General features: G+C 53.9%; 12 protein-coding genes. 7 read left to right on the plus strand and 5 right to left on the minus strand.

Annotated features, from left to right (window positions below; all coding sequences use genetic code 11):
* Positions 1 to 79 precede the first annotated feature (79 nt).
* The 4 genes from sucA to sucD all read left to right on the plus strand — a co-directional run bounded on the left by sucA (position 80) and on the right by sucD (position 6,276).
* Complete coding sequence (gene sucA / locus ACI2I2_RS14315; RefSeq protein ID WP_330985657.1) at positions 80 to 2,887, plus strand: 2-oxoglutarate dehydrogenase E1 component; 2,808 nt, start codon at positions 80 to 82, stop codon at positions 2,885 to 2,887.
* Positions 2,888 to 2,901: 14 nt separating this feature from the next.
* Positions 2,902 to 4,122: a 2-oxoglutarate dehydrogenase complex dihydrolipoyllysine-residue succinyltransferase gene (gene odhB, locus ACI2I2_RS14320; protein WP_404658510.1), complete on the plus strand. Its 1,221-nt coding sequence runs from the start codon at positions 2,902 to 2,904 to the stop codon at positions 4,120 to 4,122.
* Between the two features lie 118 nt (positions 4,123 to 4,240).
* Positions 4,241 to 5,407 (plus strand): ADP-forming succinate--CoA ligase subunit beta, encoded by a 1,167-nt coding sequence (gene sucC, locus ACI2I2_RS14325; RefSeq protein ID WP_330985655.1) that lies wholly within the window; start codon positions 4,241 to 4,243, stop codon positions 5,405 to 5,407.
* Positions 5,407 to 6,276, plus strand: a complete 870-nt coding sequence (sucD, locus tag ACI2I2_RS14330; protein ID WP_404658511.1) for a succinate--CoA ligase subunit alpha — start codon at positions 5,407 to 5,409, stop codon at positions 6,274 to 6,276. Before sucC ends, sucD begins: the two co-directional genes overlap by 1 nt.
* 85 nt (positions 6,277 to 6,361) lie before the next feature.
* On the opposite strand, the gene ACI2I2_RS14335 is transcribed toward sucD, so the two are convergent.
* The 4 genes from ACI2I2_RS14335 to ACI2I2_RS14350 are packed head-to-tail and all read right to left on the minus strand — an operon-like array spanning position 6,362 to position 11,180.
* Positions 6,362 to 6,685: a cupin domain-containing protein gene (locus ACI2I2_RS14335; protein ID WP_404658512.1), complete on the minus strand. Its 324-nt coding sequence runs from the start codon at positions 6,683 to 6,685 to the stop codon at positions 6,362 to 6,364.
* A 47-nt stretch (positions 6,686 to 6,732) separates the two neighbouring features.
* Positions 6,733 to 8,667 (minus strand): heparinase II/III family protein, encoded by a 1,935-nt coding sequence (locus ACI2I2_RS14340; RefSeq protein WP_404658575.1) that lies wholly within the window; start codon positions 8,665 to 8,667, stop codon positions 6,733 to 6,735.
* Positions 8,668 to 8,688: 21 nt separating this feature from the next.
* Positions 8,689 to 9,894, minus strand: coding sequence for an alginate lyase family protein (locus ACI2I2_RS14345; protein ID WP_404658513.1), 1,206 nt, complete (start codon positions 9,892 to 9,894; stop codon positions 8,689 to 8,691).
* Between the two features lie 26 nt (positions 9,895 to 9,920).
* A complete protein-coding gene (locus ACI2I2_RS14350; RefSeq protein ID WP_404658514.1) occupies positions 9,921 to 11,180 on the minus strand; it encodes an MFS transporter in 1,260 nt (419 codons plus the stop codon).
* A gap of 439 nt (positions 11,181 to 11,619) precedes the next feature.
* Between ACI2I2_RS14350 and ACI2I2_RS14355 the strand changes: the two genes are divergently transcribed.
* Positions 11,620 to 12,375 (plus strand): oligogalacturonate-specific porin KdgM family protein, encoded by a 756-nt coding sequence (locus tag ACI2I2_RS14355; protein ID WP_404658515.1) that lies wholly within the window; start codon positions 11,620 to 11,622, stop codon positions 12,373 to 12,375.
* A 45-nt stretch (positions 12,376 to 12,420) separates the two neighbouring features.
* On the opposite strand, the gene ACI2I2_RS14360 is transcribed toward ACI2I2_RS14355, so the two are convergent.
* A complete protein-coding gene (locus ACI2I2_RS14360) occupies positions 12,421 to 13,137 on the minus strand; it encodes a GntR family transcriptional regulator (protein ID WP_404658516.1) in 717 nt (238 codons plus the stop codon).
* Positions 13,138 to 13,341: 204 nt separating this feature from the next.
* Between ACI2I2_RS14360 and mngA the strand changes: the two genes are divergently transcribed.
* Together mngA and mngB are read left to right on the plus strand one after the other, a co-directional pair.
* Positions 13,342 to 15,258: a PTS 2-O-a-mannosyl-D-glycerate transporter subunit IIABC gene (mngA, locus tag ACI2I2_RS14365; RefSeq protein ID WP_404658517.1), complete on the plus strand. Its 1,917-nt coding sequence runs from the start codon at positions 13,342 to 13,344 to the stop codon at positions 15,256 to 15,258.
* 22 nt (positions 15,259 to 15,280) lie between these two features.
* On the plus strand, positions 15,281 to 17,914 hold the full coding sequence (gene mngB, locus ACI2I2_RS14370) for a mannosylglycerate hydrolase (RefSeq protein ID WP_404658518.1): 2,634 nt from the start codon (positions 15,281 to 15,283) through the stop codon (positions 17,912 to 17,914).
* The last annotated feature ends 209 nt before the right edge of the window (positions 17,915 to 18,123 follow it).

Here is an 18,123-nt window from a genome sequence, read left to right on the forward strand (position 1 = left end):
CGGCACGCAGACCAGGTACCCCGGTGTGCGTGGTAGTTTCTACGGCGAAAGTAAGCATAAAAATGCTTAAGGGATCACGATGCAGAACGGCGCAATGAAAGCCTGGCTGGACTCTTCTTACCTCTCTGGATCTAACCAGAGCTGGATAGAACAGCTCTATGAAGACTTCTTAACCGATCCTGACTCTGTTGACGCTAACTGGCGTTCACTGTTCCAGCAACTGCCTGGCACGGGAGTCAAACCCGATCAATTTCACTCTACAACGCGTGATTATTTCCGTCGTCTGGCGAAGGATGCCTCACGTTACTCCTCCTCGATTTCCGATCCTGATACCAACGTCAAGCAGGTTAAAGTCCTGCAGCTGATCAACGCCTGGCGTTTCCGTGGTCATCAGGCGGCGAATCTCGATCCGCTCGGGCTTTGGAAGCAGGAGTCTGTGGCCGATCTGGATCCTGCGTTCCACGATTTAACCGACGCCGATCTTCAGGAAAGTTTTAACGTGGGTTCTTTTGCTATCGGCAAAGACACGATGAAACTGGCTGACCTGGTTGCTGCGCTGAAGCAAACCTATGGCGGCTCCATCGGCGCGGAATATATGCACATTACCTCCACGGAAGAAAAACGCTGGATCCAGCAGCGTATCGAGTCCGTGGTCGGTCACGCCAGCTTCACCGCTGATGAGAAAAAACGTTTCCTCAGCGAACTGACCGCAGCTGAAGGTCTGGAGCGCTATCTGGGTGCGAAATTCCCAGGTGCGAAACGCTTCTCGCTGGAAGGTGGCGACGCGCTGGTGCCGATGCTGAAAGAGCTTATCCGCCACGCCGGTAAGAATGGCACCCGTGAAGTGGTGCTGGGCATGGCGCACCGCGGTCGTCTGAACGTGCTGATCAACGTACTGGGTAAAAAACCTCAGGACCTGTTCGACGAATTCGCCGGTAAACATAAAGAACATCTGGGCACCGGTGACGTGAAGTACCACATGGGCTTCTCGTCAGATATCGAAACCGAAGGCGGCCTGGTCCACCTGGCGCTGGCCTTCAACCCGTCACACCTCGAAATCGTGAGCCCGGTGGTTATCGGTTCCGTCCGTGCGCGTCTGGACCGTCTGGAAGAGCCAAGCAGCAACAAAGTGCTGCCAATTACCATTCACGGTGATGCGGCCGTTGCGGGTCAGGGCGTGGTTCAGGAAACCCTGAACATGTCCAAAGCGCGTGGTTATGAAGTGGGCGGTACCGTTCGCATCGTTATCAACAACCAGGTCGGCTTTACCACGTCTAACCCACTGGATGCGCGTTCCACACCGTATTGCACCGATATCGGTAAGATGGTGATGGCACCGATTTTCCACGTGAACGCGGATGACCCGGAAGCGGTGGCTTTTGTGACCCGTCTGGCGCTTGATTTCCGTAACACCTTTAAACGCGACGTGTTTATCGATCTGGTCTGCTACCGCCGTCATGGTCACAACGAAGCAGATGAGCCAAGTGCGACTCAGCCGCTGATGTACCAGAAAATCAAAAAACACCCGACCCCACGCAAGCTGTACGCTGACAAACTGGAAAGCGACAAAGTCTCCACGCTGGAAGATGCCACCGAGATGGTCAACCTTTACCGCGACGCGCTGGATGCTGGCGAGTGTGTGGTGAAAGAGTGGCGTCCGATGAACATGCACTCCTTTACCTGGTCGGCGTACCTCAACCACGAGTGGGATGAGAGCTACCCGAACAAGGTCGAGATGAAGCGCCTGCAAGAGCTGGCTAAGCGCATCAGCACTGTGCCAGAAGCGGTTGAAATGCAGTCTCGCGTGGCGAAAATCTACGGCGATCGCCAGGCCATGGCTGCCGGTGAGAAGCTGTTCGACTGGGGCGGCGCAGAAACGCTGGCTTACGCAACGCTGGTGGATGAAGGCATTCCTGTACGTCTGTCTGGTGAAGACTCCGGTCGTGGGACGTTCTTCCACCGCCACGCGGTCATTCACAACCAGACTAACGGTTCCACTTATACCCCACTGCAGCACGTGCATAACGGTCAGGGCCAGTTCAAGGTCTGGGACTCCGTGCTGTCTGAAGAAGCGGTCCTGGCGTTTGAATACGGTTATGCCACAGCAGAGCCACGTATTCTGACCATCTGGGAAGCGCAGTTCGGTGATTTCGCCAACGGCGCACAAGTGGTTATCGACCAGTTCATCAGCTCCGGCGAGCAGAAGTGGGGCCGTATGTGTGGCCTGACCATGCTGCTGCCGCACGGTTACGAAGGTCAGGGTCCGGAGCACTCCTCCGCACGTCTGGAACGTTACCTGCAGCTGTGTGCTGAACAAAACATGCAGGTTTGCGTGCCGTCCACTCCGGCTCAGGTTTACCACATGCTGCGTCGTCAGGCGCTGCGCGGTATGCGTCGTCCGCTGGTGGTGATGTCACCGAAATCTCTGCTGCGTCACCCGCTGGCCGTCTCTTCCCTGGAAGAACTGGCTGACGGCACCTTCCTGCCAGCCATCGGTGAAATCGACGAGCTGGATCCGAAGGCCGTGAAACGCGTGGTGATGTGCTCCGGTAAGGTGTACTACGACCTGCTGGAACAGCGTCGCAAAAACGATCAAAAAGATGTCGCCATTGTGCGTATCGAACAGCTCTATCCGTTCCCGCATCAGGCGATGCAGGACGTGCTGAAAGCTTATGCTCACGTGCATGATTTTGTCTGGTGCCAGGAAGAGCCGCTCAACCAGGGCGCATGGTACTGCAGCCAGCATCACTTACGTGAAGTGATTCCTTTTGGGGCTGCTCTGCGTTACGCAGGTCGCCCGGCCTCTGCCTCTCCGGCAGTAGGGTATATGTCCGTTCACCAGAAGCAGCAACAAGATCTGGTTAATGACGCGCTGAACGTCGAATAATTTAAGGATACAAAATGAGTAGCGTAGATATTCTTGTTCCCGACCTGCCAGAATCTGTAGCCGACGCAACGGTTGCAACCTGGCACAAGAAGCCAGGCGACGCGGTTGTTCGCGATGAAGTTCTGGTCGAAATCGAAACTGACAAAGTGGTACTGGAAGTACCGGCGTCGGCTGACGGCATTCTGGATGCAGTGCTGGAAGATGAAGGCACGACCGTGACCTCTCGCCAGATTCTGGGTCGTCTGCGTGAAGGCAACAGCTCAGGTAAAGAGTCTGGTGCGAAAGCTGAAGCGAAAGAGTCTACCCCGGCTCAGCGTCAGCAGGCTTCACTGGAAGAGCAGAGCAACGATGCCCTGAGCCCGGCGATCCGTCGCCTGCTGGCTGAGCACAGCCTCGACGCCAGCGCCATCAAAGGCACCGGTGTCGGCGGTCGTCTGACTCGCGAAGATATCGAGAAGCACCTGGCGAAAGCTCCGGCGAAAACCGAAGCCAAAGCACCAGCCGCTGCGGCTGCTGCCCCGGCACCGCTGGCTGGTCGTTCAGAGAAACGTGTTCCAATGACTCGTCTGCGTAAGCGTGTGGCTGAGCGTCTGCTGGAAGCGAAAAACTCTACCGCGATGCTGACCACCTTCAACGAAGTCAACATGAAGCCAATCATGGACCTGCGTAAGCAGTACGGTGATGCGTTTGAAAAACGTCACGGTATTCGTCTGGGCTTCATGTCCTTCTACGTGAAAGCCGTGGTTGAAGCGCTGAAACGTTACCCGGAAGTGAACGCGTCTATCGATGGCGAAGATGTGGTTTATCACAACTACTTTGATGTGAGCATGGCGGTATCCACTCCACGTGGTCTGGTCACGCCAGTTCTGCGTGACGTTGACGCACTGGGCATGGCTGACATCGAGAAGAACATCAAAGAGCTGGCGCTGAAAGGCCGTGACGGCAAGCTGACCGTTGAAGACCTGACCGGCGGTAACTTCACCATCACCAACGGTGGGGTGTTCGGTTCCCTGATGTCTACGCCAATCATCAACCCACCGCAGAGCGCGATCCTGGGCATGCACGCCATCAAAGATCGTCCGATGGCGGTCGATGGCAAAGTTGAAATTCTGCCAATGATGTATCTGGCACTGTCCTACGATCATCGCCTGATCGATGGTCGTGAGTCCGTGGGCTTCCTCGTGGCCATTAAAGAGCTGCTGGAAGATCCGACTCGTCTGCTGCTGGACGTGTAGTTTCAAAGTAAAGCATCACCTGCCCTGTAGGCCGGGTAAGCGAAGCGCCACCCGGCGTGATAATCGCACCGACCTACAGGCTTAATGATAACGATTACCTGAAAAGTGGATAGAACGCATGAACTTACATGAATACCAGGCCAAACAGCTGTTTGCCCGCTACGGTTTACCTGCGCCAGTCGGCTATGCCTGCTCAACTCCGCGTGAAGCAGAAGAAGCGGCTTCTAAAATCGGTGCAGGCCCATGGGTCGTTAAATGCCAGGTTCACGCTGGCGGCCGCGGTAAAGCGGGCGGCGTAAAAGTAGTTAACAGCAAAGAAGACATTCGCGCTTTCGCTGAACACTGGCTGGGTAAACGCCTGGTAACCTATCAAACAGATGCGAGCGGCCAGCCGGTAAACCAGATTCTGGTTGAAGCGGCGACCGACATCGCGAAAGAACTCTACCTGGGTGCAGTCGTTGACCGTAGCTCCCGTCGCGTAGTGTTCATGGCTTCCACCGAAGGTGGCGTGGAAATCGAAAAAGTGGCGGAAGAAACCCCGCACCTGATCCACAAAGTCGCCATCGATCCACTGGCAGGCCCAATGCCTTACCAGGGACGTGAGCTGGCGTTCAAACTGGGTCTGGAAGGGAAACTGGTTCAGCAGTTCACCAAAATCTTCATGGGTCTGGCTAACATTTTCCTGGAGCGCGACCTGGCGCTGATCGAAATCAACCCGCTGGTTATCACCAAACAGGGTGACCTGATCTGCCTCGACGGCAAACTGGGTGCTGATGGCAATGCCCTGTTCCGCCAGCCTGATCTGCGTGAAATGCGCGACCAGTCTCAGGAAGATCCACGTGAAGCTCAGGCTGCACAGTGGGAACTGAACTACGTGGCGCTGGATGGCAACATCGGCTGTATGGTTAACGGTGCAGGCCTGGCAATGGGCACCATGGACATCGTAAAACTGCACGGTGGCGAACCGGCTAACTTCCTCGACGTGGGCGGCGGCGCAACCAAAGAGCGCGTCACCGAAGCGTTCAAAATCATCCTCTCTGACGAAAATGTGAAGGCCGTACTGGTCAACATCTTCGGCGGTATCGTGCGTTGTGACCTGATCGCTGACGGCATCATCGGTGCGGTCGAGGAAGTCGGCGTGAACGTACCGGTCGTGGTGCGTCTGGAAGGTAACAACGCCGAACTCGGCGCGAAGAGACTGGCTGACAGCGGCCTGAATATTATTGCAGCGAAAAGTCTGACCGATGCGGCTCAGCAGGTCGTTGCCGCAGTGGAGGGGAAATAATGTCCATTTTAATCGATAAAAACACCAAGGTTATCTGCCAGGGTTTCACCGGTAGCCAGGGGACTTTCCACTCTGAACAAGCTATTGCTTACGGCACCAACATGGTTGGCGGCGTAACACCAGGCAAAGGCGGCACCACGCATCTGGGTCTGCCAGTGTTCAACACCGTGCGTGAAGCTGTAGAAGCGACTGGCGCAACTGCCACCGTTATCTACGTTCCAGCACCGTTCTGCAAAGATTCCATCCTGGAAGCGATCGACGCAGGCATCAAACTGATCATCACCATCACCGAAGGTATCCCGACGCTGGATATGCTGACCGTGAAGGTGAAACTGGATGAAGCTGGCGTACGCATGATTGGCCCGAACTGCCCAGGTGTTATCACCCCGGGTCAGAGCAAAATCGGCATCATGCCGGGTCACATTCACAAGCCAGGTAAAGTGGGTATCGTTTCCCGTTCCGGTACGCTGACGTATGAAGCGGTTAAGCAGACCACCGATTACGGTTTCGGCCAGTCCACTTGTGTGGGCATCGGCGGTGACCCGATCCCAGGTTCTAACTTCATCGATATCCTGAAGATGTTCGAGGAAGACCCACAGACTGAAGCGATCGTGATGATCGGTGAGATCGGTGGTAGCGCAGAAGAAGAAGCGGCTGCTTACATCAAAGAGCACGTGACCAAACCTGTTGTGGGTTACATCGCGGGTGTGACGGCGCCGAAAGGCAAACGTATGGGTCACGCAGGCGCAATTATCGCGGGCGGTAAAGGCACGGCAGACGAGAAGTTTGCTGCGCTGGAAGCAGCCGGTGTCCGCACTGTTCGCAGCCTGGCCGACATCGGCGAAGCGCTGAAAACCATCATTAACTAATGATCCTCTCTGCTCCCCGAACGGGGAGCCTTATATGTCCGTTTTCGACATGGTTGGCCATCTTCGGATGGCCTTTTTTCATGGTTTATTGCAGGAAATCCTCACGTATTGGGGTGAAGGTATCCAGCAAAACGCCTTTCTGCAGGCACACACAGCCGTGCATGACATGAGGCTTTTTGTAGAGGGTGTCGCCTGCTCTGACGATATGTGTTTCATCGGCGATAGTGAATTCAAATTCACCGGATAACACATACGTCAATTGCTCGTGAGGGTGATTGTGGAGAGGGCCGATGGCGCCTTTCTCGAAGTGCACTTCCACCGCCATCATCTTGCCTGCATGGGCAAGGATCCGACGCGTTACGCCATTACCTACTTCTTCCAGTTGAGTCTGATTGTTGAAAACAAACATTTTTTCACCTTGGTTGAGGAGTCAATTTTTTAGCCCTGACTGTGTTATCAGAGGCGGTATTGCTGCTTTGATGTCATGTCGATAACTGTGATGCCCTCGTCGGTTTCCACAATATCAATTTTGCCACTGCCCGTGAAATCAGTAACAAAGACAGCGCAAAATTGCTTATCGTGGCTGCGTAATAACAGGTAGTCGATCAGGGATGTTGAAGGGTTATTCGGCCCCTGAGCGTTGATTAACGTGGTCGTGTTCGTTGAATAGCAGGTGACAGAAACCGGGGTATCGCTCTGGTAGCGGACCTCAATTTTCCCCTTCAGTGGCTGCTCTGTTGCCTGGCTAACGTAGGGATAACCTGTTTTCGCGTCTTTCTGTGGCTCAGTCTGAGTGGCCGGGGCATCAATATGGTAGACCGCATCCATACACTGACAATGAGGATTGTCGACGTCCCATTTATCAATAAGCAGATTTTCAGTCACCACAACCGTGCGACGAAAGACGATATCCCGGTAAGACTCTTCATCCCATTCCACCCGAGTTTTGCTGTCAGGTAACGCTGCGTGGCTGCACCAGTCTACCTCGGCAATGAGACGCGTCTCTTTTTCCTGTGACTGGTAAGCTATCACCCGAGGGCGTGCCGGGGGCTGGTTGAGTCCATTGACGCACAGCGTGTTGTGCGAAAATGTATTTTTGTAATACCCATAATGCAGCGGAGCGCCATAGCCAGTCGTGCCTAAATCCGGAAACAGCGCTCTGTCGTTGTTGAAGACAATGAGATTAAGCCTGTCGTAATGATCATGCTCGCCGCCATAGGGGCCATGTTTAATGCACACGGCCCGTCCTGGCGTTGGGCGGAGTAGCGTGAAGCCAGCCTCGGGGTTGTGCTCATTGCCCTCGGGAGCGCTCAACGCCATCTCAGGAAGTGGTTGGCCGTAGAAAAGAGCGTCAATGTTATCGCGCGGTCTGGCTGTGTAGAGATACGCCAGCAACTGACCATACTCTTGTTTCCCATAGTAGCTGTATGCAAATTCATAGAGATCAACGTGGCTCAGTTTCTCCTGGCCGTTAACACAATCATTCACCTTTGGCAGCGTCATATCTGGCATCAGCAGCGTGAGCGGCAGCGACAACATCTCGGGGTAGAAGGGGTTATCCAGCAGACTCCAGGCACTGTTCCGGGCAAATTTCTCAAAGGCCATAAACCCCTGCAGGGCGTAGTAGTGATAATGCAGTGAGCCTTCAAACCACAGGCCACCGGGCAACAGGGCATGCTCCAGTTGATATCGCAAACCGTAGCGGCTGTTAACCGCAACATTCAAATAGCGCTCGTCATCCAGCAGGACGCCGATGATGCCAATCGTCGAATTGATTTTGACTTCATGATTGTGGATCTGATCGCTGCGATGTTGCATCAGGAAGTCTGCCCCGCAGCGGAGCAAGCGGTGTGAAATGTAGTCGTGCTGTTCGGCGGTTAATCCTGTGCTGACAATATCGAACCCGCGGGCAAAATCAGCGTGACAATTGGCTTCACAGAGCGTCTGCGCATTGGCTTTCCCCGGGCCATTGTAGGGGATGCCGCCATGTTCCTCGTAATCAGGGTAGTACCTGGCGTACTGCATCAGAATATCAATGACCTTGTGGAGATAACGCTCGTCATCGGTCAATAGCCAAAGAAGCCCTAGCTCATAGCAGGCTTTGGCATTGAGTCCATTAAGCCATCGCCACCAGGCACCAGAGTAAGGCTCACCGGTAAATTCAGCGCCATCTACAGGACAACGGTGTTTATTCGGAGAATGCCGGTCCCAGAGCAGGCGCACGCTGTGTTCAGGGCAATAAAAATAGTGGTTCCAGGTGGCGCAGCCCGTTTGCGGAACCAGGGTGTCATTGTTGATTACCTCGCGGTTGCCCTCGATAAGCCCCTGGATTATCTCCGGGGTGACGTTCTGGCGCGCGCTTTCAATCTGTTGGGCGGTGAATTGTTTCATCATTTACCTGTCAGGAACGAATTATCTGACCAGCGCGGAGCCGGGCGTCAGGAGGTTGATATTCTTTGCGTCCACTTTGCGAAGGATGTCGACGCTTTGCACGAAGGTGGCATCCTTGTACGCGCGGGCAGCGGCGAGCATCGGGCCGATCGCCTCTTCCGGCGTGTATTTCAGCTCCGGGTATTGCCACTCGCTGGCAGGTTTACCCACCTGGCTGCTGATGAACGCGAAGGCACTTTTGGTGGTGCGGCTGTCGAGCTGGAAATTCCACACATCGTTGCCGGTTTGTTCGCCGTAGCGGCCCATCCGGGCATAGGCGGCGAGAGCAAAGTTGGAGTAATGGAATGAGCGGGTGCGCTCCAGTTCAGCGGAGAGCTCGCCGTTGCTGTTGATTTGCGAAATCAGATGACGATGCTTAAACACCTCAATTTGCTGGTCGGCTTGCTTTTTGTTGCCGCTGAACAGGGAAAAGGCGGTGACTTGCGTGTCATACCAGGCGCCGTGATTGTTGTACCAGTTTGCTTCTTCCTGACCGTTAGGGCTGGTCAAGAGCCAGCTTGTGTAGGCTGAGTACCAGTGCTTGTAACCCTGAACCTGCTCGTCAGACAGAAAACCTGCATAGTGCAGCAACGCGATACTGTCGGCGACGTCTATCAGCACGCGGGTATCAATAATGCCAATCCCCCGGCCATTCACTCTTCCCGGGATCGCCTGAGCATAATTCAGGTTGGGGTTCATTCGGGTTTGTTGATTAACAAACCAGGTATTCAGCATGACTTCGGCTTTTTGTGCATAGCGCTTATCGGCACGGTAAAACGCGGCCAGCGCCAGCACCCGAACATCGTCAGAAAACTGCACCATGCGCTTACTGTCGGTGTCATCGGTTTTTGATGACGGATTTATCTGGCCGTCTTTGCGCACATACGGGAGAGCATCTTTGGTCTCCGGGTTCGGCCACCAGTAAGGGCCGAAACTGTAGTAATCATGCTTATCCCCGGAGGCCGGCAGCAGCTTTTTCTGCGTGACCGAATAGGGCTGGTGCGTTAACGCCTCGTCGGCTTTTTTCTGTAAAGCCTGCCAGGCCGGAGCCAGAGTCGTATCGCCTTCGACGAGGTGCGCTTTGATCACCTCCATTTGCGCGCAGTCATAGGTCAGACAGGCGCTTTTCTGCGCGTAAAGCGAGGAAGATCCCAGCAGCGCGGTCAGCAGCAAGAACTTAACTTTCATCACGATATCCTTATTAACGAGAACAATCAGGCCACGGCAGGGGTAAAGGCCGTTGTCGGACGTTTGATCAGCACCCACAGGAACGCCGCGCCGATGAGATCGAAAATCCCTAATCCAATGAAGAACATATTGTAGCCAACCACCGCGACCATCGCGCCGAGGAACAGGCTGAAAGCGAAGTTGCCCATGCTACCGGTAAAGGCCGCAAAGCCTGTGGCAGTGGCGACTTTCTGTTTCGGGAACAGATCGGATGACATGCTGATCACGGTGATCGACAGACACTGGTGAGCAAACCCGGCAATGCAGAACAGGGCGATAGCCACATAGACGTTGTCGACGTAGCCCACCGCCGCCATCGCCAGCATCAGCAGAGCCGCAAAAGTAAAGGTGATGCGCTTGGCGTTGATGATATGCACGCCGCGGTTGTTGAGAAATTTCGAGATATAGCCAGCGGCCAGACAGCCTAAATCAGCGGTCAGAAAGGGCAGCCAGGCGAACATGGCGATTTCACTCAGGTTCATGTGACGGACAGTCACCAGATACAGCGGCATCCAGTAATGCAGAGTGCCCCAGGCCGGATCGGCCATAAAGCGCGGCAGCGAAATGGCCCACAGATTTTTGTCTCTTATCATCGACCCGAGCGTCGCTTTTTCCGTGGTCTCCGTCAGTCTGTGGTCCGCCAGGACTTCGTCATACTCCTCCTGAATGAGAGCCGGGTGCTGCTCCGGCGCACGATAACAGGCCAGCCACAAAAGACTCCAGAGGATCCCCAGTGCGCCGGTGACAACGAAGGACATTTCCCAGTTGTAGTTGAGGATCGCCCACACCACCAGCGGCGGCGCCAGCATCGCGCCCAGCGAGGTGCCGAGACTGTAAATGCCGCAGGCGAGCCCACGCTCTTTGGCCGGGAACCACTCCGCGGTCACTTTCATCCCCGCCGGGTTAAACGCCGCTTCTGTCAGGCCGAGGCCGCCGCGCAGGCAGGCAATTGGCAGCCAGCTGCTAAAAAGTGCGGTCAGCATATTACACAATGACCACAGCGTTGCCAGCACCGCGAAGCTGATGCGCAGGCCAAACTTGTCGATGATGAAACCACAGGCAATCCCGCCGATGGCGTAGGTGAATGGAAACACCGAGACAATCCACGAATATTGCTCGCTGGAAAGATGCAGGGTTTTCATCATCTCCGGGGCGGCGACACCGAGGGTGCTGCGCGCCAGATAATTGATGATTGTCCCCAGCATGACCAGGGAAATAATATACCAACGCAGTTTTTTTATCTTCATGATGTCGTTGTCCGTAGGGTGTGCTGGAATTAGGTTGCTTTAAAAATAAAACGCAATTTCATTTTATGCTATGGCAATTTTCGATCGCCGTTCATGACGTTCATCACAGTTTTATGTTTATAAAAAAAGGCGATGCCCACATCGTTTGGAGCATGAATATAAAATTTAAGTATCGTGTTTTATGACAATTTTGTTTTTTTAAATAAACGCATTGAAAACGTGAATGCTTCTATTTTGGGTATTGACTGGAATGATCTGTTTTTCATTAAAATAAAAATAAAACGTTATTTCAATAAAAATTGTGGCGGTGATCTTGTTTTGGCTATATCTCGCGTGACCTGGTTTTTTTAATGAATATTATCCGTCCGGCATGAAATGTTGATTCAGGACTGAAAAGTCAGGGTGAAGTCTATAGTTAAAAATACAAAGGGAATGCATTATGCAAAAAAAATGGTTAGGCATAGTATTGTCAGTGGCAGCGGCTTATCCTTGCGTCAGTCAGGCGCTGACCTTTGATGTTCGTGGGGGCTACCGGGAAGGCAGCCACTCCTATGAATCGCGCTACAAGGTTAGCCAGGGATGGAAAACGGGCTGGTGGGCGAGTATCGAAACCGACAACAAGAACAACAAGAACAATGGCCGAGGGAGTAATGAAACGGATAAGTCAGACGGCGCGCATTCTTTCGGTGACAGCAAAACGGATTATAACGAAATAGAGTCTAACTACACGATCCCGTTAAGTGATAAATGGAGTTTTCAGCCAGGCGGTATTTATCACTGGAGCAGCAGCGGCACGCAAATTCGACCTTATTTACGTCTGAATTATAAAATCACCCAGGATTTAAATACCAGCATACGCTACCGCTACGATTATAACACCTACGAAACCAGCAATGGCGAAGGGGAATCGCACCGCGACAGCGTGAACCGTCTGGATGTGTATCTTGGTTACAAAGTTAATCCGCAATGGAGTGTGCTGTGGCAGGGAACGGTGTATAAACACGTCAATGATAATTATAAATATAAAAACGATAAGTCATGGGCTATCGAAAATGCTTTTACGCTGCGTTATAAATGGAACAGCTGGTTTAGCCCGTATGTGGAATATGATTATCTGGATAAACAGGGGTTTTATGAAGGGGAGAACTGCATCGCCGAATCTCGCTACCGTATCGGGATGACCTTTACCCTTTAGGCCATGAAGCGTTCCTGCCCGGCAGTTGAGCGCCGGGCAGGGCTTTCAGCGGTGACGCTTCGCCACCAGGGTGAATTTGTAGTCGTCGCTTTTGAACGCGTTACGGCTGTATTCGAAAACACGCCCGTCACTCAGATAGCCGCGGGAAATTTTCTCCAGTATCGGGCGGGTCGGATCTAATCCCAACAGACTTACTGTTTCGGAGGAGGGCATCACCGGCACAATTTCCTGCTCGCTGCGGTCGATAGCCATCTTCTTCACCTTCTCGATGAAGTGATATTTGGAGTTTTCCATCACTTCCCAGGTTAAATCCGGAAACAGCGCCAGCGGCATCCAGGTCTCTTCCAGAGTGACGGGTTTTTGCTTAATAAAGCGCACTCGTTTCACGTGCCAGACTTTCTCCCCTGACGAGATTTGCAGGGTGTCGGCCAGCTCATCATCAGCGTTGATGGCTTCAAACACTTTTACGTCGCTGTGGGTATCGACATTTCTGTCGGCCAGTTTTTCATATAAGCTGGTGAGCTGATAGATATCGTAATTCACCCGCTCTTCTTTGACGTAGGAGCCGCTGCCCTGAATGCTTTCGATGATCGCTTCCTGGGTGAGCTGTTTCAGCGCCTGACGCACGGTTACGCGGCTGACGGCAAACTCTTCCTGCAGTGCAGACTCAGTGGGCAGCGCATCGCCTGGTTTTAGCACGCCTTGCTGTACGCGTTCACGCAGAGTGTCTGCAATCTGCCGGTACATCGGTTTCCTGGTCATCGTTTTACTGCTCCCGGATGCAATACATCAATAATACCAATGGCAGGATTATGCCTGGGTTATTGAAGTTGTAAATAATACAATTTAGATACAAATTGTGCGCAATAGAGAAAGTGATCACATAAATGTATTATTTTATCTGGCAGGATAAAGGCAACTTAACAGCTCTGGGGCTGTTTTTTCACCTTCACAGTGAGGATCGTGATGAACCTGACAGCATTAACGCACCCGAATGCCCTCTGTCTGCAAGCGACGTTTAACAGTCGTGACGAGGCCATCCGCGCGCTGGCCGAACGGCTGGCTGCGCTCGGCAAAATTAACAATCTGGAGGATTTCCTCCGCGATGTGCACCTTCGCGAAAGTGAAGGTCCAACGGCGCTCGGCGAAGGGCTTGCCGTTCCACACGGTAAAAGTTTGGCGGTGAACGAGGCCGCCTTCGCCGTCGCCACGCTGCCACGCCCGATCCTCTGGGAAGGCGTTGACGGTGAAGAAGACGTTAACCTGATTGTGCTGCTGGCCATCCCACCGGCGGAAGCGGGTTCAACACACATGCAGTTGCTGACTGAGTTGACGACCCGGCTGGTGGACGATGACGTTCGAGCGGCCGTCTGTTCGGCAACCACCGCTGAAGCACTCTTTGCCGCACTGGAAGCGCCACAGAGTGAATCGAACAGCGCGATGGATAAGAACGCGCCGACTCTCGTCTGTGTGACGGCCTGTCCGGCGGGAATTGCCCACACTTATATGGCGGCTGAATACCTTGAGAAAGCAGGGCAGAAGCTTGGCATCAATCTGTATGTCGAGAAGCAGGGCGCGAACGGGATTGAAGGGCGCTTGACGGCTGAGCAACTTAACGCTGCTCAGGCCTGTATTTTCGCGGCGGAAGTTGCCATCAAAGAATCGGAGCGTTTCGCCGGAATTCCTTCCCTCACCGTGCCGGTAGCTGAGCCGATTCGTCATGCTGAAAAACTCATTGAGCAAGCGCTGGCACTGAAGCCCTCAAGCGAAACTCGCGAAGTTCAGCAAGACACTCAGCAAAAACAGAGTGTGAAGACTGAATTGAAACAGGCGTTGCTGAGCGGGATCTCTTTCGCCGTGCCGCTGATTGTTGCTGGCGGCACTGTGCTGGCGGTGGCTGTGTTGCTGGCACAAATGCTTGGGCTTCAGCATCTGTTCGATCAGGAAAATTCGTGGCTGTGGATGTACCGCAAATTAGGCGGAGGCATGCTGGGCACCCTGATGGTGCCGGTGCTGGCTGCTTATACCGCGTATTCACTGGCGGATAAACCTGCTCTGGCCCCGGGATTTGCCGCCGGGCTTGCGGCCAACATGATTGGTTCAGGGTTCCTGGGCGCAGTCGCGGGCGGTTTGATTGCCGGTTACCTGATGCGCTGGGTCAAGTCACATATTCGCCTGAGCAATCGCTACAACGGCTTCCTGACTTTCTACCTCTATCCTGTACTGGGGACGCTTGGCGCGGGCAGCCTGATGCTGTTTGTGGTCGGGGAACCGGTCGCGTGGATTAACAACGGCTTGACCGCCTGGCTCAATGGGTTGTCAGGTGCCAACGCGTTGCTGCTGGGCGCAATCCTCGGGTTTATGTGTTCCTTCGACCTTGGCGGCCCTGTCAACAAAGCCGCCTACGCCTTCTGCCTTGGCGCGATGGCGAACGGGGTTTATGGCCCGTATGCGATTTTTGCCTCTGTCAAAATGGTCTCAGCCTTTACCGTCACGGCCTCGACGATGATTGCGCCGCGTCTGTTTAAAACCTTTGAAATTGAAACCGGAAAATCCACCTGGCTGCTGGGCTTAGCGGGGATCACCGAAGGGGCCATTCCGATGGCGATTGAAGATCCGGTACGTGTCATTGGCTCGTTTGTGATGGGCTCGATGGTTACTGGCGCGATGGTTGGCAGCATGAATATTGGGCTCTCTACTCCAGGGGCAGGCATTTTCTCCTTGTTCCTGCTGCACGATGGCGGCCTCGGTGGCGTGCTTGCCGCTGTTGGCTGGTTTGCTTCTGCCCTTATCGGCGCCGCCATCTCCACCTGCATCTTGATTCTCTGGCGTCGCCAGGCGGTCAAAACCGGGAAATACATTCCAGACAGCGTAATGCCTTAACAGAACTGAACAGGAAACGAAGATGAAAGCTGTATCTCGCGTTCACATCACCCCGCACATGCACTGGGACCGTGAGTGGTATTTCACCACCGAAGAGTCGCGCATTCTGCTGGTCAATAACATGGAAGAGATCCTGACTCGCCTGGAGCAGGATGAGGAGTACAAGTACTACGTCCTCGATGGACAAACGTCGATTCTTGAGGACTATTTCGCGGTTAAACCGGAAAACAAAGAGCGGCTGAAAAAGCTGGTAGAGGCCGGGAAATTGATTATCGGCCCATGGTATACGCAGACGGACACCACCGTTGTGGCCGGTGAGTCGATAGTGCGTAACCTGATGTACGGCATGCGTGATTGCCTGGCGTTTGGCGAACCGATGAAGATTGGCTATCTGCCGGATTCGTTTGGGATGTCCGGACAATTGCCGCACATCTATAACGGTTTCGGCATTAAACGCGCGATGTTCTGGCGCGGCTGTTCTGAGCGTCACGGCACCGACAAAACAGAGTTCCTCTGGCAGAGCCAGGACGGTAGCGAAGTGGTCGCGCAGGTGCTGCCGCTGGGCTACGCGATTGGTAAGTACTTACCGGAGGACGAAGCGGGGTTACGCAAACGTCTCGACAGCTACTTTGAAGTGCTGGAAAAAGCCTCGCAAACCAAAGAAATTTTGCTGCCAAACGGCCATGACCAGATGCCGCTCCAGCAGAACGTTTTCGTGGTGATGAATAAGCTGCGTGAAATTTATCCGCAGCGCGAGTTCGTGATGAGCCGCTTTGAGGAAGTATTCGAACGTATCGAACAGCAGCGTGAGCAACTGGCGACGCTGAACGGTGAATTTAACGACGGCAAATACATGCGCGTTCACCGCACCATCGGTTCAACGCGTATGGACATCAAAATCGCCCACGCGCGGATTGAGAACAAAATCGTTAACTTGCTGGAACCGCTGGCCACACTAGCCTGGACGCTGGGCTTTGAGTATCACCATGGTCTGCTGGAAAAAATGTGGAAAGAGATCCTCAAAAACCACGCGCACGACAGCATCGGCTGCTGCTGTAGCGACAAGGTTCACCGGGAGATCATGAGCCGCTTCTGGCTGGCGGAAGACATGGCCGACAGCCTGATAACCTTCTATATGCGTAAAATCGTCGACAACATGGCGCAGAGCGAGGGCGACAAACTGACGCTGTTCAACCTGATGCCGTGGTCGCGTGATGAAGTGGTGAATACCACTCTCCGCCTGCGCGCCAGTCAATTCCGTATTGTGGATGGGGAAGGGCAGGACGTGCCGTACTTCATCCGTGCTAAACGTGAAATAGACCCTGGGCTGGTGGACCGTCAGATTGTCCATTACGGCAACTACGAGCCGTTCATGGAGTATGACATTCAGCTGCGTCAGGTGTTGCCCGCGATGGGCTGGCTGACGTTGCACATCGTGGCTGGCGAAGCGGGGCCGCAAGTGCCGGTGCCGAAGGCCAGCGATGCGCTGCTGGAAAACAGCTACTGGCGAATCACGCTCAACGGTGACGGTACGCTGAAGCTGGAAGATAAAGAGAGCGGTCTGGTTTATGACCGCGTACTGGAGTTTGAAGACGGCTCTGATGATGGCGATGAGTACGACTACTCGCCTTCACGTGAAGAGTGGTTGCTGACCAGCGCTCAGGGGAAACATCGTCATACCGTCACTCACGATGCCTGGCAGAGCAGGGCAGTCTTGCGCACGACGATGGCGGTGCCAGCTAATCTGGCCGAACGTTCCGCTCGCAAAACCAGCGGTTCTCTGACGTTTGAAACCACGATTGTGTTGAGCCATCACAGCCGCCGGGTGGAATTTGACGTCAAGGTTGTTAATCAGGCCGATGATCACCGCGTACGCGTGCGTATTCCTGTGCCTTATAAAACGGACCGTGTGCTGACAGACACTCAGTTCGGATCGCTCTCTCGCCCGGTTCAGGATGAAGCGATGAACGTCTGGGAAGCGGAAGGCTGGAAAGAAGCGCCGGTGCCTGTGTGGAATTTCCTTAACTATGCCGCTTTGCAAAATGGCCGTTTCGGTCTGGCGTTGTTCAGTGAAGGTCTGCGTGAAGTTGAAGTTATCGGCGAAGAGAAAAGTACGTTTGCGCTCACGCTGCTGCGCGGGGTAGGGCTGCTGGGCAAAGAAGATCTGTTGCTGCGCCCGGGTCGTCCTTCTGGCATTAAAATGCCGGTGCCAGACTCGCAGGTTCACGGAGAGCTGGTCTGTCGCTTTAGTCTGCTGCCCTTCAGCGGCTCGCCGTTAGAGGCTGGCGTGGCTCAGCAGGCGAAAAGCTGGCTGACGCCGGTGCAGTGCTACAACAAAATCCCGTGGGATGCGATGAAACTCAACCGCACCTCGATCACGGTGCCAGAAAGCTACTGCCTGTTTACGTTGCCGGCCACAGGTTGCCAGTTGAGTGCCATGAAGAAGGCTGAAGACAGCGAAGCGTTGGTTCTGCGTTTGTTCAACCCGTCTGACAGCGAAACGTGTGAAACACGCGTGACGTTCAACGAACGCCAGTTGCAAGGCATCGAGACCGGAATGGATGAGCATCCGTTGCCACAGGGTTGTGAGATGGCAGATAAGCCGGTGGCGTTTGCTGCCAGCCAGTCGCGTACCTGGCGTTTTGAGATTGCTTAATATCCCGGCAAACGAGTCAAGGCCGCGCACTGTGCGGCCTTTTTTGTTTTCTGAGGTAGTCACGCTGCGGTGTTAATTATTAAATTCTTTACGGTGAATGAAATGTAATAAAAAGAAGCTATACTTAGCCGCCCGCTAAAAAACATCTGTTTTCCGCTCTCTTTTTATTGCCTCGCGGTTCCTTACCGTTTCGCTTGTGTCGTTAAATT

It is taken from the genome of Scandinavium sp. NPDC088450 (assembly GCF_044900545.1).
In the GTDB taxonomy this organism is placed as follows: Bacteria; Pseudomonadota; Gammaproteobacteria; order Enterobacterales; family Enterobacteriaceae; genus Scandinavium.

Bases quoted from the DNA above. Each gene is read 5' to 3' on its own strand.
- sucA (WP_330985657.1), top strand. From the start codon at position 80: ATGCAGAACGGCGCAATGAAAGCCTGGCTGGACTCTTCTTACCTCTCT.
- odhB (WP_404658510.1), top strand. From the start codon at position 2,902: ATGAGTAGCGTAGATATTCTTGTTCCCGACCTGCCAGAATCTGTAGCC.
- sucC (WP_330985655.1), top strand. From the start codon at position 4,241: ATGAACTTACATGAATACCAGGCCAAACAGCTGTTTGCCCGCTACGGT.
- sucD (WP_404658511.1), top strand. From the start codon at position 5,407: ATGTCCATTTTAATCGATAAAAACACCAAGGTTATCTGCCAGGGTTTC.
- ACI2I2_RS14335 (WP_404658512.1), bottom strand. From the start codon at position 6,685: ATGTTTGTTTTCAACAATCAGACTCAACTGGAAGAAGTAGGTAATGGC.
- ACI2I2_RS14340 (WP_404658575.1), bottom strand. From the start codon at position 8,667: ATGAAACAATTCACCGCCCAACAGATTGAAAGCGCGCGCCAGAACGTC.
- ACI2I2_RS14345 (WP_404658513.1), bottom strand. From the start codon at position 9,894: ATGAAAGTTAAGTTCTTGCTGCTGACCGCGCTGCTGGGATCTTCCTCG.
- ACI2I2_RS14350 (WP_404658514.1), bottom strand. From the start codon at position 11,180: ATGAAGATAAAAAAACTGCGTTGGTATATTATTTCCCTGGTCATGCTG.
- ACI2I2_RS14355 (WP_404658515.1), top strand. From the start codon at position 11,620: ATGCAAAAAAAATGGTTAGGCATAGTATTGTCAGTGGCAGCGGCTTAT.
- ACI2I2_RS14360 (WP_404658516.1), bottom strand. From the start codon at position 13,137: ATGACCAGGAAACCGATGTACCGGCAGATTGCAGACACTCTGCGTGAA.
- mngA (WP_404658517.1), top strand. From the start codon at position 13,342: ATGAACCTGACAGCATTAACGCACCCGAATGCCCTCTGTCTGCAAGCG.
- mngB (WP_404658518.1), top strand. From the start codon at position 15,281: ATGAAAGCTGTATCTCGCGTTCACATCACCCCGCACATGCACTGGGAC.